At 59.2% G+C, this 25,622-nt stretch carries 24 protein-coding genes and 1 pseudogene; 23 read left to right on the plus strand and 2 right to left on the minus strand.

Going from position 1 to position 25,622, the window contains the following annotated elements; translation table 11 throughout:
- Positions 1 to 88 precede the first annotated feature (88 nt).
- The 23 genes and pseudogenes from D5269_RS13475 (at position 89) to D5269_RS13585 (ending at position 24,566) form a co-directional block, all read left to right on the plus strand.
- Positions 89 to 811 (plus strand): hypothetical protein, encoded by a 723-nt coding sequence (locus D5269_RS13475; protein ID WP_120486072.1) that lies wholly within the window; start codon positions 89 to 91, stop codon positions 809 to 811.
- 113 nt (positions 812 to 924) lie between these two features.
- Positions 925 to 1,107, plus strand: coding sequence for a hypothetical protein (locus D5269_RS13480; RefSeq protein ID WP_120486073.1), 183 nt, complete (start codon positions 925 to 927; stop codon positions 1,105 to 1,107).
- Positions 1,104 to 2,318, plus strand: coding sequence for an antirestriction protein ArdA (locus tag D5269_RS13485; protein ID WP_120486074.1), 1,215 nt, complete (start codon positions 1,104 to 1,106; stop codon positions 2,316 to 2,318). Before D5269_RS13480 ends, D5269_RS13485 begins: the two co-directional genes overlap by 4 nt.
- Positions 2,319 to 2,381: 63 nt before the next feature.
- The gene (locus D5269_RS18605) at positions 2,382 to 2,888 is read left to right on the plus strand and encodes an LPD28 domain-containing protein (protein WP_147407994.1); all 507 of its coding nucleotides are present in this window, start codon (positions 2,382 to 2,384) and stop codon (positions 2,886 to 2,888) included.
- A 32-nt stretch (positions 2,889 to 2,920) separates the two neighbouring features.
- Complete coding sequence (locus D5269_RS18610; protein WP_243126864.1) at positions 2,921 to 3,724, plus strand: hypothetical protein; 804 nt, start codon at positions 2,921 to 2,923, stop codon at positions 3,722 to 3,724.
- Positions 3,725 to 4,987, plus strand: coding sequence for a DUF4314 domain-containing protein (locus D5269_RS13500; RefSeq protein ID WP_120486076.1), 1,263 nt, complete (start codon positions 3,725 to 3,727; stop codon positions 4,985 to 4,987).
- Position 4,988: 1 nt separating this feature from the next.
- Positions 4,989 to 6,191: an antirestriction protein ArdA gene (locus D5269_RS13505; RefSeq protein ID WP_243126866.1), complete on the plus strand. Its 1,203-nt coding sequence runs from the start codon at positions 4,989 to 4,991 to the stop codon at positions 6,189 to 6,191.
- A 1-nt stretch (position 6,192) separates the two neighbouring features.
- Positions 6,193 to 7,227 carry a hypothetical protein gene (locus tag D5269_RS13510; RefSeq protein ID WP_120486078.1) on the plus strand — a complete coding sequence of 345 codons (1,035 nt, stop codon included), beginning with the start codon at positions 6,193 to 6,195 and terminating at the stop codon, positions 7,225 to 7,227.
- Between the two features lie 18 nt (positions 7,228 to 7,245).
- Positions 7,246 to 7,875 carry a hypothetical protein gene (locus D5269_RS13515; RefSeq protein WP_120486079.1) on the plus strand — a complete coding sequence of 210 codons (630 nt, stop codon included), beginning with the start codon at positions 7,246 to 7,248 and terminating at the stop codon, positions 7,873 to 7,875.
- 176 nt (positions 7,876 to 8,051) lie between these two features.
- Positions 8,052 to 8,378, plus strand: a complete 327-nt coding sequence (locus tag D5269_RS13520) for a hypothetical protein (protein ID WP_120486080.1) — start codon at positions 8,052 to 8,054, stop codon at positions 8,376 to 8,378.
- An 8-nt stretch (positions 8,379 to 8,386) separates the two neighbouring features.
- Positions 8,387 to 9,256 carry a DNA adenine methylase gene (locus D5269_RS13525; protein ID WP_120486092.1) on the plus strand — a complete coding sequence of 290 codons (870 nt, stop codon included), beginning with the start codon at positions 8,387 to 8,389 and terminating at the stop codon, positions 9,254 to 9,256.
- A gap of 22 nt (positions 9,257 to 9,278) precedes the next feature.
- Positions 9,279 to 9,785 (plus strand): hypothetical protein, encoded by a 507-nt coding sequence (locus tag D5269_RS13530; RefSeq protein WP_120486081.1) that lies wholly within the window; start codon positions 9,279 to 9,281, stop codon positions 9,783 to 9,785.
- A complete protein-coding gene (locus tag D5269_RS13535; protein ID WP_120486082.1) occupies positions 9,775 to 10,533 on the plus strand; it encodes a DUF3849 domain-containing protein in 759 nt (252 codons plus the stop codon). The genes D5269_RS13530 and D5269_RS13535 overlap by 11 nt, the downstream gene beginning before the upstream one ends.
- A gap of 44 nt (positions 10,534 to 10,577) precedes the next feature.
- On the plus strand, positions 10,578 to 10,940 hold the full coding sequence (locus tag D5269_RS13540; protein ID WP_120486083.1) for a SpoVG family protein: 363 nt from the start codon (positions 10,578 to 10,580) through the stop codon (positions 10,938 to 10,940).
- A 14-nt stretch (positions 10,941 to 10,954) separates the two neighbouring features.
- Positions 10,955 to 11,884, plus strand: coding sequence for a cell wall anchor protein (locus D5269_RS13545; protein ID WP_120486084.1), 930 nt, complete (start codon positions 10,955 to 10,957; stop codon positions 11,882 to 11,884).
- Between the two features lie 36 nt (positions 11,885 to 11,920).
- The gene (locus tag D5269_RS13550; RefSeq protein ID WP_120486093.1) at positions 11,921 to 12,775 is read left to right on the plus strand and encodes a class D sortase; all 855 of its coding nucleotides are present in this window, start codon (positions 11,921 to 11,923) and stop codon (positions 12,773 to 12,775) included.
- A gap of 128 nt (positions 12,776 to 12,903) precedes the next feature.
- Positions 12,904 to 13,686 (plus strand): CAP domain-containing protein, encoded by a 783-nt coding sequence (locus D5269_RS13555; RefSeq protein WP_120486085.1) that lies wholly within the window; start codon positions 12,904 to 12,906, stop codon positions 13,684 to 13,686.
- A gap of 75 nt (positions 13,687 to 13,761) precedes the next feature.
- Positions 13,762 to 20,559: a SpaA isopeptide-forming pilin-related protein gene (locus tag D5269_RS13560; RefSeq protein ID WP_120486086.1), complete on the plus strand. Its 6,798-nt coding sequence runs from the start codon at positions 13,762 to 13,764 to the stop codon at positions 20,557 to 20,559.
- 89 nt (positions 20,560 to 20,648) lie between these two features.
- A complete protein-coding gene (locus D5269_RS13565; RefSeq protein WP_016317203.1) occupies positions 20,649 to 20,981 on the plus strand; it encodes a DUF3852 domain-containing protein in 333 nt (110 codons plus the stop codon).
- Between the two features lie 16 nt (positions 20,982 to 20,997).
- Positions 20,998 to 21,321: a hypothetical protein gene (locus D5269_RS13570; RefSeq protein ID WP_120486087.1), complete on the plus strand. Its 324-nt coding sequence runs from the start codon at positions 20,998 to 21,000 to the stop codon at positions 21,319 to 21,321.
- Positions 21,322 to 21,395: 74 nt separating this feature from the next.
- Entirely contained in the window at positions 21,396 to 22,295 is a 900-nt protein-coding gene (locus tag D5269_RS13575) for a conjugal transfer protein TrbL family protein (RefSeq protein ID WP_120486088.1), read from the plus strand.
- Positions 22,296 to 22,311: 16 nt separating this feature from the next.
- A pseudogene (locus D5269_RS13580) lies at positions 22,312 to 24,133 on the plus strand (DNA cytosine methyltransferase).
- A 112-nt stretch (positions 24,134 to 24,245) separates the two neighbouring features.
- Complete coding sequence (locus tag D5269_RS13585) at positions 24,246 to 24,566, plus strand: hypothetical protein (protein WP_016317199.1); 321 nt, start codon at positions 24,246 to 24,248, stop codon at positions 24,564 to 24,566.
- Between the two features lie 55 nt (positions 24,567 to 24,621).
- Here D5269_RS13585 and D5269_RS13590 read toward each other — a convergent pair whose 3' ends face one another.
- Positions 24,622 to 24,942: a hypothetical protein gene (locus D5269_RS13590; RefSeq protein WP_120486089.1), complete on the minus strand. Its 321-nt coding sequence runs from the start codon at positions 24,940 to 24,942 to the stop codon at positions 24,622 to 24,624.
- A gap of 91 nt (positions 24,943 to 25,033) precedes the next feature.
- A partial coding sequence (locus D5269_RS18350) for a DUF3888 domain-containing protein (protein ID WP_147407996.1) occupies positions 25,034 to 25,622 on the minus strand: 589 nt, incomplete at its 5' end.

The following is a 25,622-nucleotide window of genomic DNA, read 5'->3' on the forward strand; positions in this document are numbered from 1 at the left end:
CTGTTTTCAAAACAGGCAAAATCAAAAAGGGCCCCAGACTTTTCAGCGCAAAAAGTTGCCATTATATTAGAAAGCAAGGAGGATCAAAATGAACGCAGAAGAAAAAAACAGATACTTCCAAGAACTAACCCTGAACCTCCAGCACGAGGGCTTTGCCGTAAAACCGGAAACGGAGGAGGGCCTCCTGCCAATAGAGCTGGACGGACAGCGTCTCTGCCTCGCGCTGGATACCGGCTCGGTGAGGTACTGGCGGGAGGATACGGCGGATGATCACAGGAGCGCCGCTCTGGACAAAGCAATCTCTATCACCAAAACCACTGCCGAGTGCATGCGCCAGATGGAGACGGCGCCCCAGCTGACAGCCAGCGGCCTGACGGGAGACTACAGGCTGTTGGCTGAGTTTAATAATACGGTCCTGGCGGGCCATCCCTCCAAGTACGGAATTCAATTCGTTACATGGGAATGGGTGCGGAACCACACCGCTCTGTATCAGGGTAACTATTACGGTCCCGAGGGCGGCACAGACAGCTACACCGCCGCCAAGCAGAACTTCGCCGCCCGCTCCGGCCTCGTTCCCCGCAGCGCCCTTTTTTCCCCGGAGCAGCTGACGGAGGTCTACCGCTGTATCCATGAGACGCTGGAATCCGAATACTCCATTACCGATGAGCGGCAGAAATGCCTGGAGTCCGCCGCGGAGCAAATTGAACGGTGTGTTCCGGATCTGGATGAGCGTGTGGCGCTGTCCAACCAGAAGGAGGTGGAGTTGACAGCTAAGGAGTCCCCGCAGGATGGCGGGATGCAATTCAGCTAAAAATCAATAATTGTTCCATATGAGGTCGTTTCCCTGAAAAAAGGGCAGCGCCCTTTTTCTTTTTGTCCTTTTTTCGGGAACCGCAAATAACAATGCAGGAGGGCAAAAAGATCATGGCAAGATATTTCATGGGCGATACCCGTCTGGCGGGGCTGGAGCGGATGATGATGGACCCGTCCAGAACGCCGCCCACCCGTACCGACACCCGGAAGAAGAGACCCCAGAAGAAGCCGCCCCGCAGCCAGCCCGTCAAACCGCGCCCCCGTGAATGGGAGATCAAGGGAGGCGGCGTATGAGCTATGTGATCAAGGCGGTGCTGAGCAATCCCCAGTGCCCGGAGTGTGGGCAGGTCACCATCCCCTTCCCCATCCCCGTCGACCAGTACGATCAGACAATCGATATGCTCCAGGCAATGGAACTGGGAAGACCCGTAAACCGGGACTGCAAGGTGGATGAGATCGACAGCCACTACAGTGTGCTGGGCGCACTCAAGGGTATGCTGGTCAATGTGGATCAGATGGACTATTTGGCGAAACGGCTGGACAGCTTCTGCGTGGGTGAGGACAGCCAGTTCCAAGCTATGGCCCACAAGCTGGAGATGACCGATATCACAGACTTCATCAATCTCACGTTTTACTGCCAGCAGGCAACGGTCATTACCGACTTTTCCAATTTGGAAGCCGTAGGACGCAGCCATTTTTTGAATTTGAATGGCGGCAGTGCCAGAATGGAGGACCTGGAAAACCTGGATGGCGAGGAAACTGCTCTGTTGCTGATTGAAGGCGGCGGTGAAGCGGTTACCCCTTACGGTGTGGTCTACGACAACGGGATGAAGCTGGAGCAGGTGTACAACGGACGTCAGCTCCCTGCGTATCCTTATGACAGCACCCTCCTGGTGTTGGAAGTCGCACCAAAGCGGGGGCCTGCGGAGGGAGACAGCCCGGAATATCTGTATCTCCCCGCCTCAGAACGGCAGATCGAGCGGACGCTTCTTCGGGTTGGAATCACCGCACTGCATGATGCTCAGGTGCGGCTTGACTTCGATGAGCTGCCGGAAAAGGCGGCGGAGGCCCTGGATCTGGAGCATCTGAGCGGCGACGATCTCCCCGCTTTGAACAAGATGTGCCGGGCCATTGCGTCTCTGAACGAAGCGGACCAGGAAAAGCTGAACGCGGTGGTCTTGATGACGGGACCGGGAGATATGATGGCGGTCCAACAGCTGGCGGAAAACCTGGATCAGTTTGACTTTATCCCCGGTATCCGGACCCCGGAGGAATACGGCATGCACATGATTCGGGAGTCCGGTCATTTTGAGTATGACGAGAACCTGGAGGGCTTCTATGACTACCGCCGCTACGGGGAGCAGCACATCCGGCAGGAGGGCGGACAGTTCAATGAGTACGGCTATGTGGCTTATCATGGCACCATGACACTGGAGGCGCTGATGCGGATAGACACCGTGGGGCGGTCCCAGCTGGAACAGGGACCGCAGATGGGCGGGATGTAAAAACTTCTGCTGGACATTTCTACAAAAAAGTGGTATGTCTTGTAGCTAACCCAGAAGAAAGAGGTGAAAAAATTGCAAATCAATATCTACAAGGACAGGATGCAGAAAGCGCACCTGTTCGGCGCCCCGGTGCTGTACAGCGACCGGCCCATCCCGCGGGAGGATGTTCCCCAGGGCTGGTACTGCTACGACCTGCGCGGCACCGCAGAAGACCCGCGCCGGCCCTACAGCCTGGTGGACCAGGTTGAGAAGAACCACGCCGGATCCGTCCTCTCTTACCTGCCGCTGAAAAGCGGGCGGTCCCAGAGCCGTCTGGTCAAGGACATGTTCCAGCTGGAGCCTGCCTCGGTCACTTTGAGCAAATTCTGTTCAGACGAGAAGATCAGATGCCCTGAGATCCCTCTCCGTCATATGCTGCGCCCCGCTTCCCCCGAGGAGGCGGGGCTTTTCTATGCCCAGACGCCGGAGAGCGATGAGAACTGGGAGCCATTGGCCATGTCCGCATCGACTTCGGGCGCGGTGGGAAAGGCTTCTACCATTCCTGGTGGCCCAGGGGTCCCGAGGAGCTGAACACCCAGGAGTTCAGAGATGAACTGGACAAGGTGGTGAATGACCTGCGCAGGGGTGTCCTGAAGGACCTCTCCTCCATGCGCCGGTACTGCTATGGCAGCGATGGGGCCATCAAGGGCGGTGCCTGCTGCCAGAACTATGGCTTCACGCTGGAAACGGAGCGATACCTCTACCGCCTGCGGTGCAATCCTACAGAGGGCGACTATCAGTGCTATCTCAACTGCTTCGACAAACAGGCCCAGCAGATGGGACTGACGGAAAAAGGGTGCCAGGCACTCCAGGACGCCGCCGACCTCGCGCTCCCCCACAGCTATGACTGGTATGTGATCGAGCACGTCAACACACCTGAGCGGCAGGTGACGCATCAGCTCCCGCTGGAGGAGGCCATGCGGTTATATACCAGCCTCGACTGCGAGGACAAGCGGCTGGGCGTCACCAAGGACGGCATCGCCGCTGTGGATCTGGCCATCCACTGGGATGGCCGTGAGTGGCTGTCCCAGGACCGACTGAAGCTGGACAGCTTCAAGGATGACCCGGTGGTGGCAGATGCCGCCGTCCGGCTCCAGCAGGTACTGGACGAGCAGCCAGCCGTCGGGCGGGTCACCTTCGCCAGTGGAGAGCGGTGGAACTATACCGACCCGGAGAAATATCTCCAGGCTGTCTGTGAGGAGCTGCCCTTCCAGACCACCACCGGCTTCCGCTGTGAGACGCTGACCGATGATCCAGCGGTCCGAAAGGCTGTGGACGATATGGTCTGCGACCTGTACGGAGAGGAGAATCCCCGTCAAATTGAAGACTATGGCGGGGTAAATGTGACGATGGGAGGAATGATGTAAATGAACCAGATAACGAAAGAATGGCTGGATTTTCTGCGGGAGCAGTTCCCACAGGGCAGCCGGATCAAGCTCAGAGAGATGAAAAATGATCCTGACCCGGTGGAGCCGGGGAGCATGGGGACGCTGGAGGGCATCGATGACGCAGGCCACTTCCTGGTAAATTGGGACAGTGGCCGCAGCCTGAACCTGGTGCTGGGAACGGACAGCTTCTCCGTCCTGCCCCCGCCCCTCCAGACGCTGAAGCTGTACATGCCCATGACGGCAACCTATTACGATGAGGAAGACGGCCTGGAGAATGACATCACCATGGACTCCCGTGAAGCGGCGGAGTACGCCCCGCAGATCATCACAGCACTCCAGGAGGAGCGCCGCTGGATGGAACAGCACGCGGAAAGCCCGGAGGAGATCGAGCGCGGCATGATGGCCTATTTCCACGGGCCGGACAGCGTAGACCAGAAGGTACAATCGTACCACTTCACCGCGGAGGTGCGGGATGGCCGGCTCTGGGGTGTTGCGGAGTGCAAGGTGCGCGGCAGCCTGACCCCGCTGGAGCTGTCGCAGCTTATGGACGGGATCGGCGGACAGGCCAGTGACGGCGTAGGCGAGAGCTTTGAGCAGCATGAGATCAACGTAGGCGGCGGTATGGAGATATACGCCCACCTGTGGCAGAGCGAGGGCTGGAGCATCATGACGGAGCAGGATCGCTTCGACCCTCACTTTTCTGAGCGCCTGCCGGATATGTGCTTCTCTGTCCTGCCGGGAGGTGATTCCCTGATCTGCATCACCAGGAACGGCGGCTATCAGGTGTTGGAGGACAGCAGTGAAAAGCCCGGTCTGAACCGACACATGGCCGACTACAACAACAGAGAACGGGGCATCAGCAAGGCCCAGGAGCAGGCCATGCTGGACGGCTGTCTCCATGGCTGGGACTCCCCAGCCGCCGATCCCAGGCACTATACCCAGACCTCTGGGCTGAACGTGGCGAAGGGCTTGCCCGAACTGTGTTTCTCCGTCCTCCCCGGTGCCGGGTCGCTCATCTGCATCAAGCGAGGTGAGAGCGGCTACTATCCCTCAGACTGGGATACCGGGGACCCGGCTCAGAACCGGGAGTTGGCGGACTACAACAACCAGCGCCTCGGAGTCACCGCCGCCCAGCGTCTGGCGATGGAGGCCGGGTCCATGCATGGCTGGGACTGCCCCGCCGCTGATCCCAAGACCTATGAGCAGACTCCGCAGCTGATGGGAGGGATGACTCTTGGATAAAGTGTTCGATATTTATCTGGCGAAGCAGGATCAGCCGGAGAGCGACGCCTATGCGGAGCTGTCTCTCCCCGCCACGCCTTATCAGCTGCAGGACACCTTTGACAAGCTCCGGCTGGCGGAGGATGAGCCGCCGTATTGGGAGATCACAGAGTATCACCACTTTGAGGAGCTGTCCTCGCTCCTGAACGACACCTGCGGTCTAAATGACCTGAACGCCCTGGCGCAGAAGCTGTCGGAGCTGGATGAGCGGCAATGCACCGCCTTCGCCGGCCTCCTGGCAATAGAGCAGAGGAAAAAACAGCCCATCCCCATCTCAAGGCTGATCGATCTGTCCTACAGCACCGAATGCTGCCATGTGGTGGAAGAGGCTCTGAACGACTCCCAATTGGGACGATTCTGCGCGGAGAACGGATTTTGTCCGGAAGTAGATGACCTGCCGGATCAGGTGTTTGATCTGTTGGACTTTGAACGCCTTGGCCGGGAACACCGCCAGCGGGAGGGTGGCGTCCTTGTGAATCGTACCGCGGATCACTCAGGAGGTTATGTGGAGCAGCGAGACAAGCTGTTGGAGGTATATAAAACTCTGGATCTGACGCACAAGGCGCCGGACTACGCCGTTCTGCTGGAGGTGTCCAAAGGCTTCTTCAATGACCCCGGCTACGACAGCGGCAGAACCGCACAGCTGAAGCTGCCCGCTTCGCCGGAAACGCTGAACGCCGCACTGGAGGCCGTGGGCGCCTGGGATTGGCGGGAGGCCGGCTGGAGCTGTCTGGACTGCCGTGTCCCCGCCCTGACGGAGATGATCTCCGATGCGGAAGAGGGCATCGACCACCTCAGCCATCTGGCCCGGCGGCTGGCGGAGATGGAGCCGAAGGCCCTGACCGCGTACAAGGCCCTGCTGGAAGTCACGGACTGCAAGGAGCTCCAGAACGCCGAGGCGCTCATGGACTCGCTGGACAAGTACATTTTCTCCCCCCAGTACAGCTCCCCCATCGAAGTGGCGAAGGGGGAGCTGTCTGTTGTCCTCTGCAATGAGGATGCGGCGACGCTCACCCCCCACCTGAATCTGTACCAGTACGGGCAGGCGCTGATCCAGCGGTGCGGCGGCACGCTGACCGCCTACGGCTTGATTGAACGGAATGATGGACAGCCAGTACAGACCATGGAAACACAGCCCAGACAGGGCGGAATGGAGATGAAGTAATATGGACAACTTTGACCACCTGTTAAAGCTGCCCGGCCCGGCACAGTACCAGGCGTGGGTGAAGGAACGCCTGGAGACGCTGAGCGTCCGGGAAGGCTATGCCCTCGCCGCCGTTCTCATGCGGTCTTCTCCCCGAGACGCGGAGGAGGCGGTGGACTGCCTCAACTCTCTGGATCATTACGATGTCTGTCCGGCTGGGAGTTACGAGGAATTGGGACAGTTTTACCTCCAACAGCTCAACACCCCAGAGGACGTCCTGCCCCACGCTGATCTGGACGGGCTGGGACGCTTCTTTGAGGACCAGCATCCCGGCCTGTTCATAGGCCATTACTATGTGTCCTATCCGAAACAGCCCAGTCTGCCCATCCGGCAGGAAAACGGAGCGCCCTTGCTCTGGGATGACAGCTGGAGCGTCAAGCTGAAGCTGGCATCTCCCGCTGTCCCTGATGGCGTGTGGCTGCGGCTGCCGGACTATGAGCCCGTCAATGAATTTGGCTTGGGGGAGATCAACATGGTTCGTCGTGAGCTGCGGGTGGATTCCCTGGACGAATGCACACTCCTGGAGGCCCGGTGCATCCTGCCCGAAGTGAGGGATCTCGTGAAACAGTACAGCAGCATTGAGGAACTGGTCGGAGATGGAGACAGCTTGGGCTATGTCCTGGCGGAAAAGGGCCAGGGTGAACCTCATTGGCTGGAGAAGTTCGCCGCCGCGCTGGAATATGAGGACTGCCGCACCCTGAAATTCGCCCTGGACATCTCACAAAATCTCCACTGCTATGAGTGGATATCCAGCGAGGGACTGGCGGACTTCGCGGCAAACCATCTGCGGGATGAGGGTATGCCGGAGGAGCTGATCCAGTCTGGGGCCATCGATTTGGACAGTTACGCGAATGACCTGCTGGAGACCTCCGGATACATGGAGGCCAGCGGCGAGACCGGCTATCTGATCCGCAATGGGCGGGAGTTCATCCGCGACTATACCAGCCCAGCTCAGCAGGCTTTGTCCCAGCCTGAGCAGGGCATAGCCATGCAGTGAGGACAGGAGGTATCCCATATGCACAATAAGCCTGAATCCGGAAAAGCCCGTGTGCGGCATTTCATGTGTGACTACAGACGGGTGAGATGGTCCTCCCTCTCCGAAAAGCTCGAGCCGTGTCCGACGCTGGCCTGTATTGCGGGGAATATCCCTCCGAAGAAGCTCAAAGGCTGGAATTATACGGATGAGTTCTATCACGCCCGGTTCAAGGAGATCCGGCTCTGCCTGCATGGTCTCATCGGCCATGGAGCCTGCCTCGCCGCTCAGGGCAGAGAGGAGCAGCTCCCCGCCCTGCGGGACTTCGTCTGCGGCCTTGCTGCGTTCTGGCCTGATCCCTTCGAGGAGAAGGATGACCCGCAGGCGCGTGAGGAACACTATGGCGCTCTGTTCGACAAGGAGGTGTCCGCCGCTCAAAATGGCGGCGGCGTGCCGGAGTTGAGTGAGGACAGGAAAGAAAACATCCTCATCGGGCTGGAGAACTACATCATCGATCTGGCGGGCCAGTTCGGTGAGATCGACCAGGAGGCGCTGAACAGCGGGCTTGGTGCCTGCGAGTCCATCGCGGCAGACCTCCGGCAGACCTGGGCAGACCCTATGCAAACCCAGAACCAGGAGCCTATACAGCCGCCCAGCCAGGTATTAAGCTAAGCAGGGTATGACTGAGCGGCAGACGAAGGGAGTGGTGTGAAATGGGCGCAGCCCATGCCAGACAAACAGACAGATAACAAAATCAGCATCAAGGGGCCGTTTTTTCCGAAAGGGACAAGCGGCCCCTTCTTTTTTTATGCCCTTTTTCGGAAAACCGGCCCCGGAAAGGAGGAAACATGGAGGACAAACAGCTGGCCGGGCATCTCCAGAAGTACCATCTGGGCGAGAGCGGCGCCGCCACCAGCCGTGAGCTGGAGCGGACCTTTTCCGTCCGGGGCAAAGAACTGCGGGACGCGGTCAATCGGCTCCGGCGCAGAGGCGTCCCCATCGCCAGCAACTCCAACGGCTACTTCTACGCCGCCACGGAGCAGGAGGTGCGCGCCACCATCGCCCACATGACCCACAGGATCAGCGGCATTGCCGCCGCCATCCGGGGCCTGAACCAGTCGCTGGAGAAGTTCGATACCGCCCAATTCCGTATCCCGGGAGGTGACAGCCCTTGAACAGCTTCATGAGCTGGGTGGGGGGCAAAAAGGCGCTGCGGGAGGAGATCGTGCGACGGTTCCCGCTGTCCTATGAGCGGTACATTGAGGTATTTGGCGGAGGGGGCTGGGTGCTGTTCCACAAGCCCCCCGGCAGGGATTTCGAGGTCTACAACGACTTCAACAGCCTCCTCGCCAACCTGTACCGCTGCGTCCGGGACCGGCATGAGGAGCTGATCGACTCCCTGCGGTATGTCCTCAATTCCCGTGAGGACTTCGAACTGATCAAACAGGCGCTGGCGCGGGATAAGGTGAATTTGCCCGAAGGGCAAAGAGAGGACGCCCTGGGGCGCAGCCCCGCCAGCGATGTACAAAGAGCGTCCTGGTTCTATCAGATCATCCGCTACAGCTACGCCTCGGCCCTCACCAGCTACGGCAGCCAGCCCCACGATATGCGGGCCAACTTCCCCCTTATTGAGCAGGCCCACCGGCGTCTGAAGGATGTGGTGGTGGAAAACAAGGACTTTGAGAAGCTCATCCGGCAGTATGACCGCCCGGTGAGCCTCTTTTACTGCGATCCCCCCTACCACGCCACCGAAGGGTACTACCAGAACATCGGGGAGGGAGGATTTACAGAGAAAGATCACATCCGCCTGCGGGATGCGCTCCTGTCCATCGAGGGGAAGTTCCTGCTCTCCTACAATGACGACGCCTTTGTCCGGGAGCTGTACGACGCCCCTGGCATCCAGATCGAGGCGGTCACCCGGCTGAACAACATCAAGCAGCGGTACGACCCCAACTGCCAGTTTGCCGAGGTGTTCATCGCCAACTACGACATGACCGAGCGGCAGCGTGCCGCCACACAGCTGAACCTGTTTGATTTCGGGCAGGAAATTTAATCAGAAAACGGAGGAATATCACATGAAATTCATCAAAGAGATCACACCCAAGGGCCTCCTGCTTCCAGTGACCGCCGCACGGCTGGCCGGGTTCAGCGCCGGCGAAAAGGCGGAGTACCATACCCTGAACGGGGCCATGCTGGTGCTGAAGGGACGGATGACCGCGCCTGAGCTGCTGGCTGTCGTCCACCAGCTCACGAGCGCGTCGGCCCAGCTGCTCCACCACCTGTCGCAGGTCTGCGGCTACTGCGAGGACTGTGACAAGGACAGCTGCCCCTGCAACGACTTCGAGGAGGAGACGGTCCAGGTAAACGAGTATCTGCGGGAGGCCGCCGGTATCCCCGATGGCGCCAAGCTGTGTGCCGAGGTCGACAAGGAGGCTCACACCATCACAGTTCTGGCGGCGGAACACCGCTATGATCTGCGGGATCTCCCCGCTGATCTGCTGGATACCTTTATGGCGGCGGGTACCTGCCTGGGCAAGCTGGAGGAGCATCTGATTGCGGAGGACACCGTCTATGGCGGCTGACTTCCCCTATCTGTATCCCTACTCCCGCGCCGACGCCCGAGACCTTAAACAAATGCAGATGCACGAGGACAGCTTCCGGCTGAATGTAGATTGCGCCAGAGCCATCGAGCGGGCTGTCCGGGAGCATTTCAATGATGCGGACGAGTCGCTGTCCGATGGCTGCGCCCAGTCTGTGCTGGAGCGGTTCGGTTTCAAGCGGGTGAACTTCGTTCTCGCCAACTCTCTGCAAGAGTTCCGGAAATCGGTCTGCAAGCATCTGGTTTGCGATGAGACCTACCAGTGGGGCCGGGGGATATTTGTCCCCCCGGACGGCATGTACAACCGCTACTATGCGGCAGACACCGCCGCGGGACTGCTGGAGGCGTTCATCGGACAGGCCAGGGACGCTTACCAGGCGTTGGGGCTGTTCGGCCCGGAACACTGCGTTGGTGATCCGCAAGAACAGGACTTCAAGGGCAAGGTACTGGTGATGCGTCCCGACACGCTTCGGGAGAGCTGCTGGGACCCTCATGATCAGCTCTGGTACGGTGAGGGGGGCTTTGGCTGTTCCCCCCACGCCAGAGGACAGGCGGTCTACGCCACCTGCCTGAGCGACGGCGAAAAGACCCGCTGGAACCGCTCCGACTTCGCTGGCGTTCTGGATGAGCAGTACCTGCCGGACTGGGCGCGGGAGAAGCTGGAGGAACTTCGCGGCGTCCAGCAGGAACAGGACATCGGCCACTCCATGGACGGCATGACTATGGAGTGATCCCATTATATCAAAAATTCTTACATTTTAAGGAGGAACCGACAATGAAACAGGCCCCTACCCCGGCCCCCGCTCCCCAGCGAGAGGCCCTCCCCATGCAGGTGGATGTGAAGATCCACTCCCTCCACGCCAGCGGCCCCGTCCTGGCCGACGCCTCCGTCAATCTGAACGGATGCTTCGCCATCCGGGGCATCAAGGTCGTGGACGGCAGCAATGGCCCCTTCGTCTCCATGCCCAGCTACAAGGGCAGGGACGGCTACAAGGACATCTGCTTCCCCTGCACCAAGGAGTTCCACCAGCAGTTCCACCAGGCGGTGCTGGACGCCTACCAGCAGACGCTGACCCAGATTCCCCTGCGGCAGCAGGAGAGTCAGGAGGCCCCGCCTGCCCCGGAAATGAAAATGTAGAGGAGGAAACGACGATGAAGAAACTGACCGCAGTCTGCGCCCTGGCATTGGCGCTGACTATGGCCCTCGCTCCCGCCGCTTACGCGGCGGAGTGGGCCGACCCCGCCCAGGTCTGCTACCCCAGCTCCGTCACCCAGAGTGAGGACGGAACTGAGATCCGCAAATTCTATGACCTGTCTCCGGAGGACGATCCCACCGGCATCCCCCGCTCGGACTTCGAGCAGGACGGATACCACTACACCCTGGTGGATCTGCTCAAGCAGGAACTTCCGGAGCATGAGAGCCGCCAGCACACCGAGACGGTGACGCTGGAGAGCAAAAACAAGGACATGGCCTCTGTGCTGGCCCTGCTGCCCCAGGAGAAGGCGTTCGTCACCGACGACGGCCTCGCCGGGACGCTGACTCTGCGGCTGGATACGGTGCAGGTGGAGATAGCCGGCTACGGCAACTCCACCAGGCAGGTCTCCGCCACCCGGACCTATCCCAATCTGGCGGGACAGGACACCCAGTACATCCCCAAGACCATCCAGGACGGCGGGCGTACTCTGACCCTCCAGGACGTCAGCTGGCAGACGGACAACACCGGCAGCCTGGACGGCTATGCCCTGGGCGACCGCTACACCGCCGTGGCCACTTACACCGGCAGCGCCACCAGCAGCTATGTCAAAGGCTATACCGTCACCGCCGACTACACTGGGACAGTCAGCAGAATCGCCCTGAACAAGACCCGGTATGTGGCAATTTTCGAGGGGACGCCCCTCCAGCCTGCGGAGCCTGTGGACGACGGTCTGGAGGCAACCGATCCGGCCCCCGCCGCCAGCTTCAACTGGCCGCTCCTGCTGGTGCCTCTGGGCCTCATCGCCGCGGCTGGGGGCGGCATCGGGATCGCGCTGTTCCTCAAGCGGCGCAGTGAGCTGGCCGAGGGCGGCGATGAGGATGCGTAATTCCAAACCCGTAATCAGAAAGGACTGGTGAATGTGATGAAGAAGAAACTGACCACGCTCCTCCTGGCTCTGTGCATGACGGCCTCCATGATGGCGACCGCCTATGCCGCGGAGCCTCTGGAGTACACTATCGACGGAGCTGGCAACCCGGAGTACGGCAAGTCCACGTCCATTGAGGTGGTGCATACCCCTGGCGGCGGGGCCATGAAAAACGAGGACGTGAGCAAGAACGCCGCTCTCGCTCCCCCCGCCTTCGGCAGCTACAGCGCCGACACCCTGCACACCGGCACGCCCCTCACTCCCAATCTGGCTCCCGGCTATCAGCCTACCTCCGGAGGCATCATCAACGGAGGCGTTGGCGTGATCCAGCCTCCCGCCATGGGCGGCAGTATGGGAACGGATTCCGGCAGCGGCCCCGTCTATGTCCCCGGCTCGTCCTCGGTGACAGTGACCAACCCCGGCAGTGCCTCCGGCGGCTACACGGCGGTAACGGACGATCTCTATTATTCCGGAGGACACTTGGGCACGCTGAAGATCCCCGCCATCGGTCTGAGCGTCAAGATCTACCAGGGTACGGACAGCGCCGCGCTGAAGAAGGGCGCGGGTCATTTTGAGGACACCTCCATCTGGGATGGAAATGTGGCGCTGGCTGCCCACAATCGGGGCGTGAACAACCACTTCGGGGAGATCCACACGCTGGAGGTGGGCGATACCATCACCCTGACCACACGGCTGGGGACCCGAACCTATGAGGTGACCAGTGTCTCCAAGGTGAGTGAGACAGACCGCAGTGCCCTCGCCGCCTCCACCACCAACATGATCACGCTTTATACCTGTGTCCGTGACCAGCGGGATCAGCGGTGGTGCGTCCAGGGGGTGGAAATTAGCTAATATGCTTCGTTTTCGCCCGCGCGTTTCTCCATTTTAGATTGCATTTTCTTCTCGACTTTTGACCTCTGTTCCGATATTGTATTGCTTGCAAAAGCACCAAAAAATACGGAATACAGGAGGAAAAAAGTATGACCAGCATGAAAAAGCGCATTGCCGCCGCATTGACGGCAGCCACCCTCACCATTGGGCTCACCGTCCCCGCCGCGGCAGCGGAAGCGCCCAACGAACCCATCCGGGTGAGCAGCTACAAGGGCAGTACCCTGGAGGTAGGAGAGCGAAGCGGCCTGATCATCGGCCCCAGCGGGATCGACTACACCGTCACCTCCAGCGACCCGGACACGGTAGCGGTGGAGCAGGTGCTGACCTTCTGGGTGGCTGTCGCAAAGGGGGCGGGGACCGCGGAGATCACCGCATCCAACAGCGCCGGGGAATGCGGGAGCATGACGCTGACGATCGGCTCCGCCGCCCCCGCCGCGCCGGAAGCTCCCGCCAGCATGGACAGCGCCAGCCTGACGGACAACCTGGAGATCCGGCAGGAGATGATCCGGCTGATCAACCAGACCCGCAAGGCGGCCAACGGCGTGTCGGAGCTGCCGGTCAGCGAGGCCCTGATGACCGCCGCCCAAGCCTGCTCCGACCGGCGCTACACCTGGCATCACGCCGCAGAGGAGGGCCAAGCCGCCGCTGACGCCGGCTACCCCTACGGTTTCGGTGACAACCTCACCGTGTTCACCGGCACAGACGACGCCGCCCGGCGCGCCGTCGACAACTGGATCAACTCTCCCAGTCACTTCGAGACCATGATCGACTCAAGATGCGACTGCATCGGCGTGGGTGTAACCCAGTACGACGGCATCACCTACTGCTATATGTTCGTCGGAATCCCAAACAGCGTCAATTTTTATGCGTAAGCGAAAATAAAACCAAAACGGCCTTCCAGCGCAAGCTGGAGGGCCGTTTTCTGTCAAAAAGGAGGCTGACAAGCTATGAAAAAGTTTCATTTTCCCAGAACCCGCCTGATCGCGGCTCTGCTGGCCCTGGTCTGCGTGCTGGGCCTGCTCCCCGGCACAGCCCTCGCCGCCACGCCGGACACCATCAAGATGGACGACTGCACCCACAATGGGGTTAAGTATGAGTCCCCGGCTCTGGGTACCTGCCATCTGCACCAGATGCACTTTGGCCTTAACGGAAAAAGCACCATGGGCTTCTGTGCCGAGAAGGGCAAGGGCATGGGCTGGTCACTGGAGGGCCACACCCGGGGGAGTCCCAAGCCGGTCAACGACCCCACCGTCAAAACCATGATGGCGTACTTCTACGCCCACTCCACCGGCGTCTTTACTGATCAAGCCAAGGCTTTGGGTGTAGATAATGTGTGGGACAGCAACTACGCATGGACGATGAACGCCTGGGTACAGGCGGTTGTCTGGCGGTACAAGGCCGGTCTGCTGTCCGACCCCGTGGTTGCCTGCGCTGAGGAACTGCTGTGCGTCTACAACAATCTGGAACACACCAATTATTCCAGCATTGACGAGACTATGGACGGCAGATCGTTCCGGGACCGGGCGCAGTATATCCTCGACCTGGGCGCGCAGGGCGTATGGGGCGACTGCGCCGTTTATGAATACGCATATGCCGGTCCCGGCTCCAGCTACCATCCGGCAAATGATGTGCAGGCCATCATGATCGGTGAACTGACCGTGACCCGTGAGCTGTATGACCTGATCATCAAAAAGGTAGACAGCACGAATCCCAACAAGGGTCTGTCGGGGGCGCGGTTCAAGGTGGCCTCCGAAAATGGCTCCTATAACAAGGAAGTAGTAACGGGCAGCGACGGCACTGTTACCGTATCCAAGCTGGAAGCGGGCACCTACGCCGTGACGGAATTGGAAGCCCCGGAGGGTTATGAGATCGACAACGCGGGTCCCCAGTATGTCGTTCTGCCCAATGGAGCCAACAAAATTGTAACTGTTACGTTTAGCGATACCCCTGAGATCACCGGCGAGGGCAGTATCCGCAAGGTGGACGCGGACGATCCCACCAGGGGCCTTGCCGGAGCAGTCATCAAGATCACCGGCGTGGACAACGACTTCACCGGGACTTACGTCACCGGCGCGGGCGGCTACCTGACGGACGTGCCCTGGAAGGATATGCCCCTGGGCAGTTACACCGCCGAGGAGGTCACTCCCCCGGAGGGCTACACCAAAAGCCCGGACATTAATAAAACCAAGCAGACCTTCGTCTGGGACGGTAAAAGCGATGTTTCCCTCGTTTTTGAGAACGATAGCAAGGTCAAAATCAAGCTCATTAAACTGGATGACAGCGGCAATCCCCTCCCCGGCGCTGTTTTTAACATTTTGCGTGACGGTCAGATCATCGGCACGGAGGAGACCAAAGCGGACGGCTCCATCACCGTCACCGATGTGACCGGGGGGATGTACGCCTTTGTGGAGGTCTCCGCACCGTCACCCTTCGCCACCCTCACCGAGCCTGTGATTGCCCATGTGGATCAGGCCACCATCAACGGCGGCGGCACAGTCACCGTCACAGCGGCGGACAAGAAGCTGCCCAGCCTCACCATCCTCAAGCGGGACGCCCAGACCAAGGAGGTCATTCCCGGCACCGTCTTTGAGATCAAGGGCATCCATTTCCACTATCACGATGATGTGACCACCGGCGCAGACGGCAGGGCCGTTCTGACCAATATCCCCGTGGACAGCTACGAAGTGGTCGAGAAGTCCGTCCCCGATCCCTACGTTGTGGGCGAGGAACCCTCGCAGACCATCTACCTCGGCCCCGGCGAGAACCGGGAGCTGATCTTTGACAACCTGAAGCAGCCTGTCCTGAAAATCTCCAAGGTGGAGCAGGGAACCAACACCCCCATCCCCGGTACTGTGTTCACCGTGGAGGGCATCGACAGCGACTACCGCCAGGATGTGACTACCGAGGCGGACGACTTCGCCACTCTGCGCGTCGCCCCCGGCAGCTACCGGGTCACGGAGAAGTCCGTCCCCGAACCCTACTGTCTGTCGGAGGACGAGGCCGACCGGACCCAGACCATCAGTCTGAACGGCGGCGATGAAAAGACCCTGATCTTCAAAAACAGCAAGAAGCCCCTGTTGACCCTCTCCAAGATTGACGCCGATACCGGAGTGCCTGTTCCCGGCACTGTCCTCACCGTGGAGGGGATCGACAGCGATTACAAGGATGATTGGAGAACCGGGCCGGACGGCACTGTTGCCCTCCGTGTTGATCCCGGAACCTACCGCATCACGGAGAAGTCTGTCCCCGCCCCCTACTACCTCCCGGATAAGGACGCAGACCGGGTGCAGACTATCTCCCTGAACCCCGGTGATGAGAAAACGGTGGTGTTCCGCAACCACAAGACCCCGGAGCTGACCATTTTCAAGGAGGACAGCGTGGCCGGCGCTCCCATCGAAGGGGCCAAGTTCCGTGTGACTTATACGTCCAACGGTGAAGCCGCGGGCGCTCCCGCCTCCATGGACTTCGGTATCTTCGTCACCGACGCCAGCGGCCAGATCAAGCTCCACGAGAAAGGAAAGAAGCTGTACCCCGGAGAATACACCGTCACTGAGGTGGAGCCTGCTCCCGGCTTCCAGATGAAAGAGCCTCTCACCCAGAAGGTGATCCTCCACGGCGGCGAGAGCAAGACGCTCACTTTTTTCAACGAGCCGTTAAACGCCATCGTAGTGGAGAAATACGACAGCGTGACCCATGAGGCCCTCCCCGGCTGTACCTTCCAGCTGAAATATCTGGGTGGGACCTCCGGCACTGGCGGCACGGTCATCGGTACGAAGGTGACCGGGAAAAACGGAACCGCCATCTGGACCGGGTTGACTGCCGGCACCTACATCGTGGAGGAAATTGACCCGGCGGACGGCTACTCCATCATCAATGCCTCTGAAACGGTCTATATTTCCGACAAGGGCGAACAGAACGTGGTCACCGTCTCCTTCGACAACGCCCCGGACGGCATCCTGCTCATTCGGAAGGTCTGCGCCACCAACCCCAGCGTGACCCTCCAGAACGCCGAGTTCAAGGTTATGTACGCGGACGGGACCCTGATTGGCGACTCCATCGGCATTTTCAGAACAGACGAAAATGGCGAGATCCGCATCCCCGGACTGAAGCCGGGAAAGAGCGTGGTAGTCACCGAGGCCCGCGCCCCCGCTGGCTTCATCCTGGATACCCAGAGCCAGACCATCCAGATCCAGGCGGGCAAAACGGTGTCTCTTACCTTCAAAAATCAGCCGAAAGGCAGCCTGATCATCCAAAAGCGGGACAGCCAGACCGATGAGGTGCTTCCCGGCGCGGAGTTCAGAATCACCACCGCCGCTGGCTGCGAGGTGGGCCTGGACGGGGTCATCGGCTCGTCTACCCTGACCCAGAACGGCATTTTCACCACCGACGCTCAGGGCGAGATCAGGATCACCAATCTGGCCCCCGGCGCCTATGTGATCAACGAGATCAAGGCGCCGGACGGCGGGTATGTCATCGACACGCCCTCCACCAACGTGGTCATCGGGCAGGGCGGCGATACCCAGACCGTGGTGATCAAGAACACCCGCAAGGGCGGCCTGATCATTGAAAAGTACGACAGCGTCACCAAGCAGCCCCTCTCCGGCGCGCAGTTCAAGGTGATGACCGCCAACGGGGAGCTGACCCCAGACAACGAGGGCCTCACTTCCTCCAACGGTCTCTACACCACCGATGTCAATGGGCAGATCGTTCTCTCCAAGCTGCTCCCCGGCACCTATGTTGTGTCTGAGGAAAAAGCGCCGGACAATTACCGCAAGGACCCCACCCCCCAGACCGTGGTGGTCAACGCCGAGGACACCCAGACCATCCGGTTTTATGATGACCCTCTCTGCACCCTGACGATCCTGAAGCGGGACGCGGTGACCAAGAAGCCCCTGAAGGGCGCTGAGTTCTTGGTGCGGTACAGCTCCGGCCATGTGGTCGGCCCCGACAACGGGATCTACACCACCGGCACTGACGGTACGGTCACCATTACCGGGCTGGCCCCCAATTCCACCGTGGTCGTCTCCGAGAAAAAGGCCCCCAAGGGCTACATCCTCGATGAGACGCCCAAGAGCATCGTGGTACGCACCGGCGTGGCCAACAGCCTGATCTTTGACGATGAACCCGGCACTACGCTGATCATCCGCAAGTTTATCGAGGGGACCGAGAACGAGCCGCTGTCCGGCGTGGCCTTTAAGGTCGTGGACGGCAACGGCGGCGCTGTCGGTCCGGACGATGGCGTGTATTACACTGACAAGGCCGGCGAAATCGTGCTGGAGGGCATCGAACCCGGCACCACCGTGAAGGTGCGGGAGATCAAGACGGTCGAGGGCTTCGTGCTGGATGGGACGCCCCAGGACATTCTCATCAAGGGCGGTGAAGTGCAGCAGCTCACGTTTTGGAACAAGCGGGCCGGTACGCTTGTCATTCAAAAGAAAGACAGTGTGACCGGCGCTCTCATTTCCGGTGCGCAGTTCCAGCTCACCTATGCCAACGGCGGGTACGTGGACAATGACAACGGGCATCTGAGCAGCAACGGCCTCTATACCACAGATGACAAGGGCGAGATCCGCATCAGCGGCATCACCGACACTGTAGTGGTCAAAGAGGTCAAGCCCGCCCCCGGCTACGTCATCGACCAGAGTACCCAAACCCAGACGGTCACGGTGAACCCCCTGGACACCCAGACCCTTACCTTCCTGAACGAACCCCTGTGCAGCCTGACCCTGACCAAGCTGGACTCCGTCACCGGCAAACCTGTTCCCGGCACTGAGTTCACGGTCAAGGACGGTAACGGGACGATTTTGGGCCGCTACACCACCGGCAAGGATGGGACTGTCGTTGTAACGGGCCTTGTTCCCGGCAGCACTGTGGTGGTCACTGAGACCAAGGTGCCGAGTGGCTATGTCCTCAACAGCACGCCCCAGACCATCATCGTGAAAAACGGCTCCAACTCTGTGAACAGCGGAACCGTGGGCGGGACCACCAACGGCAATACTGGAGGCACGACCAATCCGGGCGGCACCACCAATGTGGGTGGCGGAACCAACGGCGGCAACGATCTCACTTTCGAGAATGACCCCAAGACCCGGCTGGTCATTGAGAAGTACATCACCGGCACCACCACCCCCCTGAAGGGCGTGACCTTCCTGGTCACCGAATCCAACGGGCAGGTGCTGGGCAGCGCCAACGGCGAGTATGTGACTGACGAGAATGGCCGGATCGTGATCGAGGGCCTGGAACCCGGCAAGACCATCATCGCCAAGGAGATCCGCACCCTGGACGGCTACCTGCTGGACACCACCCCCAAGTCCATCCAGATCAAGGTAGGAGACGCTCAGACTTTGAAATTCTACAACACGCCTGTGGGCGGGCTGGAGCTGATCAAGGTCAACGAGGCTGACAAGAGCCAGCGAATCCCCAACACCACCTTTGAGATCCGCCGCATGGACGGCGGCTTGGTGGACACCATTACCACCGACAAGCAGGGCTGCGCCCACCTGGATCTGGATGCCGGGGACTACTACGCGGTGGAGATTGAGGCCGGCAAGGGCTTCGAGCTGGACGCCACCCCCACCTATTTCACCGTCCGGGACGGCAAAGCCACCACAGTCACCGTCACCAATCGGGCAGTCAGCGGCATCCTGATTCACAAGGTCGACAGCGTTACCAAGCAGGGCATCTACGGGGTGACCTTCCTCCTCTATGACGCCAACAAGAATCCCATCGGGCAGTACAGCAGCGATGACAAGGGCTACATCCATATCGACGACCTGCCCGGCTCTGGCCGCTACTACCTGCGGGAGTTGGAGAATGACGGTTATCTGGTGGATACCCAGCTGAAGACGGTCTATGTCACTGATGGGACCACTACCGAGATCACCTGGGAGAACACCGCCATCACCGGGCAGATCCAGATCACCAAGACCTCTGAGGACTACAACTCCATGAACGGCTGGCCCGCCGGTACGCCTATCCCTGGTACCGAGTTCGAGATCTACCACTACCGCACCGGCAATCTGGTGGATACTATCCGCACCGATAAAAATGGCGTCGCTGTGTCAAAGCCTCTGCCGTTAGGGCGATACAAAATTGTGGAATCCAAGGCTGCCGATTTTTACGGGCTGGACAAAACCCCCATTGAGGTGGAGATCGAGCACGCCGGCCAGATCGTCAAGACGGCCATGACCAACAAGGCCCTGTACACCAACGTCAGCATTAAGAAAACCGGCTTCGTGGAGGTTATGCCCGGCCAGCAGATCCGCTATGATTTCTCTGGCATTGCCAACAATTCCACCACGGCGCTCACCAGCTTCTACTGGCGGGACACTCTGCCCACCCAGGCAGTGCGGCTGGACAAGATCGTCACCGGAACCTACAACGTGCAGGGGAATTACAAGATTGTGTTCAAGACCAATCTCAACGGCGAGTACCGCACCATGTACGACAACCTGAGCACCATGCAGAACCATGTGCTGGACGCCTCCCCCGCCGCGCTGGGACTGGCCTCCAACGAGTACGTCACCGAGTTTATGGTTTCCTTCGGCATCGTACCCGGCAATTTCCGGCAGGTGGAGGTGCCCAAGGTGTACTGCAATGTAGTGTCCTGGCTCACTGGCGGGACCCAGTTCGTCAACCAGGCGGATGTAGGCGGTGTGTACAACGGTCAGTGGATCATGGCAACCAGCAGATGGGTCACCAAGGTCTACAAGCCCGCCCAGCCCCTGCCTCGCACCGGCTATTGAGCCGGTCTGACCATGCTGAATGGGGAGCCGCCTGTCAAGGGCGGCTCCTCGTCTGTAAATTTGATTTGAACACAGGGAGGAAAATCAACATGAAGTTCAAGAAAATGTTCCGTATCCTTGCCGCCGCCATGGTGGTGGCGGCCCTCTGCTGCGCCCCCGCCTTCGCCGCCGGGGATGTGGCCTCCGCCGTGGAGAGCACCTGGACCGATGCGGCGACCCAGATTAAGACCGTGGTAGAGAACGTGGTCTTCCCCGCGCTGGACATGGTCCTCGCCATCGCCTTCTTCACCAAACTGGGCATGGCGTACTTTGATTACCGCAAGCATGGCCAGTTCGAGTGGACCGGCCCGGTGATCCTCTTCGCCTGCCTGGTCTTCACCCTCACTGCTCCCTCCTATATCTGGGGCATCATCGGGATTTGATGGGATCGGACAGCGGATGCCCTTCGGACAGGAACTGCGGAACGCCGTCGCCAAACGCCGCCCGGACGCTGTCTGTCTGGGCGGCGTCTGCTGCATCCGGCTGGGCGTGGAAACTCTGGCAAAGGCCGCGCTCACCTCTGGGGGCGGCTATTATGACGGAATCCAGGTGACGGTCCTGAACCGGCGTACCGGACCTGTGGATTCCATCACCATCCGTTCCTGGGATGTGCCTCACGGCGTGAAAAAGCCTCCTGACTTCGGGGAAAAAGCGGATTGGGATATCTACCGTACTTCGGGGAAAAAGCGGATTGGGATATCTACCGTCCCACGCTGGATATAGACAGGCTCTGGGAATTGGCGGAGGAATACCTGCGCCTTTTCCAAGAGCCTGATACGGAAATGAGGTGATTCTCAATATTTATCTTTGATTTTGTAGCGTCCACCATCATGGACAATCTGATCGACTGGTTCTATGGGCAGGTGGTGGGCTTCCTCGGCAACTTCTTTGCTGAAATGGGGAACATGGGCGTGGAGCTGTTCGCGCTGGACTGGGTGGAGGCCATCGTCCTGTTTTTCTCTCAGCTGGGCTGGGCGCTGTTTGGCGTCAGCCTGGTAGTCTCAGGATTTGAGTTCGGCATCGAGTATTCAACCGGCAGAGGCAACCTCCAGCAGACCGCCCTCAACGCCATCAAGGGCTTTCTGGCGGTCAGCCTGTTCACCGTAGTACCTGTGCGGCTCTACGCCCTGTCGGTATCCTTGCAGGGGACCTTCGCCATCGGCCTGACCGGGGCGGGAACCAGCATCGGGACCGTGGGGGAACGGATCATCGAGGAACTGATGAGCGTGGAGAGCCTTGCGGATATGGCGGGCGCGCCCAGCTTCGGCATGAGCGTCCTCACCAGTCCCATCATGCTTTTATTCTGCATCATTATGATGGCCTACGCGGTGATCAAGGTGTTTTTCGCCAACCTCAAACGAGGCGGCATCCTGCTCATCCAGATCGCCGTGGGGAGCCTCTATATGTTCAGCGTCCCCAGAGGCTACACAGACGGCTTTGTCCAGTGGAGCAAACAGGTGATTGGCCTGTGCCTGACGGCCTTCCTGCAATCCACCATTTTGGTAGCGGGCCTGATGGTCTTTAAGGACCACGCTCTGCTGGGACTGGGTCTCATGCTCTCCGCGGGTGAGGTACCCAGGATCGCCGGGACCTTCGGTCTGGACACCACCACCAGAGCCAATATCATGAGCGCCGTCTATACCGCCCAGGCTGCCGTCAATACTACCCGCACCGTTGTGCAGGCGGCAGCGAAATAAGGACAGGAGGAGAAAAATGCTCACTATGGGGAGCCTCTTCGATGGGATCGGCGGCTTCCCCCTGGCGGCGGTTCGCAGTGGGATCACGCCTGTGTGGGCCAGTGAGATCGAAGCCTTCCCCATCGAAGTCACAAAGCACCGCTTTCCCGGCATGATCCATGTGGGGGACATCACCAAGCTGGACGGGGCGGCACTGCCGCCTGTGGACCTCATCTGCGGCGGCTCACCCTGTCAGGATCTCAGTGTGGCTGGAGCGAGGGCCGGTTTGACCGGTTCCCGTTCCGGCCTTTTTATGGAACAAATTCGAATTGTGAAGGAGATGCGGAATGCAGATATGGAACGAGGACGGACAGGGCTCGCTGTTCGCCCACGATGGATGTGCTGGGAGAACGTGCCCGGCGCATTCAGCTCAGGGACCCCCAAGGGGGAGGACTTCCGCATCGTCCTCGAGGAGATCGTCCGAGTTAAAAGCGATACCGCTCATGTCCCTGGACCTCACCCCTGGGCGTGGCAACCTGCTGGGCGAATCGTATTGGGAACTGGTTTCTCCCTGGCCTGGCGGGTCTTCGATGCTCAATACTGGCCCCGCACCCCTCAACGAAGAAGACGTATTTTCCTTGTCGCAGATTTTGCAGGAGGCTCCGCCCCGCAAATACTATTTAAGCAGGACAGCCTGCCTGGGTATCCTGCGCAGGGCGGGAGAGCGCGGGAAGGAACTGCCGCCTCAGCTGAAGTCGGCGTTGATGGCTCAGGCGGGGCTGATTCCCTTGGCGGCTCCATCCTCTGACCCCATAGCCTTCGCCGCAAACCAAAGGGACGAGGTGCGGGATCTCCACGATGTGGCCGGCGCGTTGAGCGCCCAGCCGGGAATGAAGCAGCAGACTTTTATTGCGCAGGACTGTCTCACTCCCTGGGATACCCAGCAGGCCCGCATCTTTACCCCGGAGAGCAAAGCACCCACCTTGGCCAGTGCGGATGGCGGCGGTGGTCGGAATCCTGCCGGTCTGCTGTTTGTGGCCGGTGTAGTCAGCAAGGGCAACGGGGACTGCTTCCTGACACCGGAGCGCCATACCTCCCTCAGCGGAGGGGGTGGACAGGCTGGGCAGGGATACCCCTGTGTGTTGACTGCCGGTTTCTGCGCCGGAGCCGCTCCTTCGGCGGGCGGGATCGGCTATCAGGAGGAAATCGCTCCCACGCTGAAAGCCGCAGAGAGCGGAACCAATATGGTGCCGTCTGTACTCTGCCTCAATGATCAGGGCGGCGGCGTTATGGCCTGCTCAGAAGATGTAGCAGAAACACTGCGGGCCCAGGAGCATGGACATCAGCCGCTGGTCATGGGTACGCAGCAGGGCGGCGCTGAGATCATGGTCGGGATATTCCAGACTATAACCGCCGCAGCCGGGATGAGCGGAAACAATCAGCCGGCCCTATTTGAGAACCACGGTATTGATGCCCGCTACACCGGCCCGCACTCAGTATCTCCCACATTGTCTGCCAGGGCTGGCACTGGCGGCAATAATTTGCCCCTTGTAAAGATGTTCAGCCGTCAACGGGTGGACGTGTTTAAAGATAACGACGACGCCTCTACTGAGAGTGCCCACCAGTACAAGGACGCAACTGATCTTGTGTTACAGGAGGCAGAGAGTGAAAGGCCGCTGCTCATCCGGAGACTGACACCGCTGGAATGTGAGAGGCTCCAGGGTTTTCCCGATTTTTGGACAGAACTGCCGGGGGCCTCCGACTCCTCACGCTATAAAGCACTCGGGAATTCGGTCGCAATTCCTTGTGTAGAGTACATTATGCGGGGCATCGCCATGGCGGTCACTCCTGTAAAATAGCATTGTCAGTTTTGCTTCGTCTTGCAAAAACTTCTTTGTTGGTATGTGTGAATAGCTATTGTCCGGTGTTTCCGATATACTTGCCCTACCGCCCAAGAAAGGAGAATCCCCTATGGCAGAGAACACAAAAAATCTGTGTGCCCAGATCCCCGAGTCCCTGCACGCCAAGGTGCGGGAACGGCAGGAGGCGTCCGGGCAGACGCTGGGTCAATACATGACCGAACTCATTACAAAATTCTATGAACAGGAGATGAAACCTACCATGAAAGAAAATCAGAGAACCGTAGCCTTCCAGGTATCCACCGAACTGTTTGAGCAGTTCAAGGATTACCTCAAGCGGAAGGGCATCAAGCAGAACGCTTTCTTCCTCAGCTGCATCCAGCGGGCGCTGGAGGAGGCGGATCAGACAGAGGGCGGCACCGAGGGCGAATGAACATAGAACACATCTGCCCTGCATCTCGGGCAGATGTGTCCTATTTCTGAAAACTCTATTGCTGCCGGTCAAGCATCGCAGCGAACTGAGACAGATTCGACAGGAACGCCTCACAGTTGTTTAATGCCTCAACAATGCGCTCCTGTTCATTTTCTCCGGGCGCAATATGAACCGTGTAAATAAATCCTTTGATCACGCCATTCTGCTCCCGCGCCCATGCGTTTGCCGTGAGTTGATCTCCATCCAGCGCAGCCCCGTAATCCACACTGATCTCCAGAATTTTGTCGCTGTCTATTCCAAGCGCTGCAGAAGCGGGAAGCAAAAAGGTGAAGTAACCAAATGAATTGATTTCTGCTTCAAAAAAATGAGGCGTCATTGAGAAATCCTCCCATATTTTATGGCTCAACTATACCATAAAGAAACCGGGTTGACAAGTGTGAATACAAGCCGACACCACATGCCCCAGTTCACTCCGCCTCCGTCTGATGGACAAAGCTGGCCAATTGGATGTTATCAAGAGGCCCGATATAAAAGGTCAGTGTTTCAAGACCGTATGGTGGATTATGAGCGCCATAAAAAGTTTCTACCTGTATAACAACTTCATAATATGGCGATTCCGGAACCTTTTGGACATTCAAGACTTCCTGCCGCCAATATTGTCTATGTCCACCATAGTATTCCTCAACAGCTGCGGTGGTCGGTTGATGCAACAGCCGCAAAATGACCTGCTCCGCCGCGGCAGACAGTCCTTGCGGTTCTTCCTCAGCTGCCGCGCTTGTTGCCATCCAGAGCGTTATGGCAGTAATGATACTGGCGGTAAATATTGAAAGTTTTCGCATTGCAGCACCCCTAAGACAAGATGCCCGATATCCGCAGAAAAAACAGAGGAAAATGTGAACAGGAGATTTTTTAGCATGGCATGTGGCAGGGTTTTCAAGCACGACTGCCCTGCACAGACCAATATCGTAGGAGGTGAATAACATTAAGAAGCTGTATTCATAAGCGTTTAAGCAAGGTATGGAAATGAGAAATTTTGACGATAGTCTCAGCAGATGA

It is taken from the genome of Anaerotruncus sp. 1XD42-93, assembly GCF_009917605.1.
Classification (GTDB): domain Bacteria; phylum Bacillota; class Clostridia; order Oscillospirales; family Ruminococcaceae; genus Anaerotruncus.

Excerpts from the sequence above, each read along its gene's own strand:
- D5269_RS13570 (WP_120486087.1), top strand. The coding sequence starts at position 20,998 with ATGCCCTTCGGACAGGAACTGCGGAACGCCGTCGCCAAACGCCGCCCG.
- D5269_RS13515 (WP_120486079.1), top strand. The coding sequence starts at position 7,246 with ATGCACAATAAGCCTGAATCCGGAAAAGCCCGTGTGCGGCATTTCATG.
- D5269_RS13525 (WP_120486092.1), top strand. The coding sequence starts at position 8,387 with ATGAGCTGGGTGGGGGGCAAAAAGGCGCTGCGGGAGGAGATCGTGCGA.
- D5269_RS13540 (WP_120486083.1), top strand. The coding sequence starts at position 10,578 with ATGAAACAGGCCCCTACCCCGGCCCCCGCTCCCCAGCGAGAGGCCCTC.
- D5269_RS13485 (WP_120486074.1), top strand. The coding sequence starts at position 1,104 with ATGAGCTATGTGATCAAGGCGGTGCTGAGCAATCCCCAGTGCCCGGAG.
- D5269_RS13535 (WP_120486082.1), top strand. The coding sequence starts at position 9,775 with ATGGCGGCTGACTTCCCCTATCTGTATCCCTACTCCCGCGCCGACGCC.
- D5269_RS13555 (WP_120486085.1), top strand. The coding sequence starts at position 12,904 with ATGACCAGCATGAAAAAGCGCATTGCCGCCGCATTGACGGCAGCCACC.
- D5269_RS13500 (WP_120486076.1), top strand. The coding sequence starts at position 3,725 with ATGAACCAGATAACGAAAGAATGGCTGGATTTTCTGCGGGAGCAGTTC.
- D5269_RS13585 (WP_016317199.1), top strand. The coding sequence starts at position 24,246 with ATGGCAGAGAACACAAAAAATCTGTGTGCCCAGATCCCCGAGTCCCTG.
- D5269_RS13530 (WP_120486081.1), top strand. The coding sequence starts at position 9,279 with ATGAAATTCATCAAAGAGATCACACCCAAGGGCCTCCTGCTTCCAGTG.
- D5269_RS13550 (WP_120486093.1), top strand. The coding sequence starts at position 11,921 with ATGAAGAAGAAACTGACCACGCTCCTCCTGGCTCTGTGCATGACGGCC.
- D5269_RS13475 (WP_120486072.1), top strand. The coding sequence starts at position 89 with ATGAACGCAGAAGAAAAAAACAGATACTTCCAAGAACTAACCCTGAAC.
- D5269_RS13590 (WP_120486089.1), bottom strand. The coding sequence starts at position 24,942 with ATGACGCCTCATTTTTTTGAAGCAGAAATCAATTCATTTGGTTACTTC.
- D5269_RS13545 (WP_120486084.1), top strand. The coding sequence starts at position 10,955 with ATGAAGAAACTGACCGCAGTCTGCGCCCTGGCATTGGCGCTGACTATG.
- D5269_RS13565 (WP_016317203.1), top strand. The coding sequence starts at position 20,649 with ATGAAGTTCAAGAAAATGTTCCGTATCCTTGCCGCCGCCATGGTGGTG.
- D5269_RS13520 (WP_120486080.1), top strand. The coding sequence starts at position 8,052 with ATGGAGGACAAACAGCTGGCCGGGCATCTCCAGAAGTACCATCTGGGC.
- D5269_RS13510 (WP_120486078.1), top strand. The coding sequence starts at position 6,193 with ATGGACAACTTTGACCACCTGTTAAAGCTGCCCGGCCCGGCACAGTAC.
- D5269_RS13480 (WP_120486073.1), top strand. The coding sequence starts at position 925 with ATGGCAAGATATTTCATGGGCGATACCCGTCTGGCGGGGCTGGAGCGG.
- D5269_RS13560 (WP_120486086.1), top strand. The coding sequence starts at position 13,762 with ATGAAAAAGTTTCATTTTCCCAGAACCCGCCTGATCGCGGCTCTGCTG.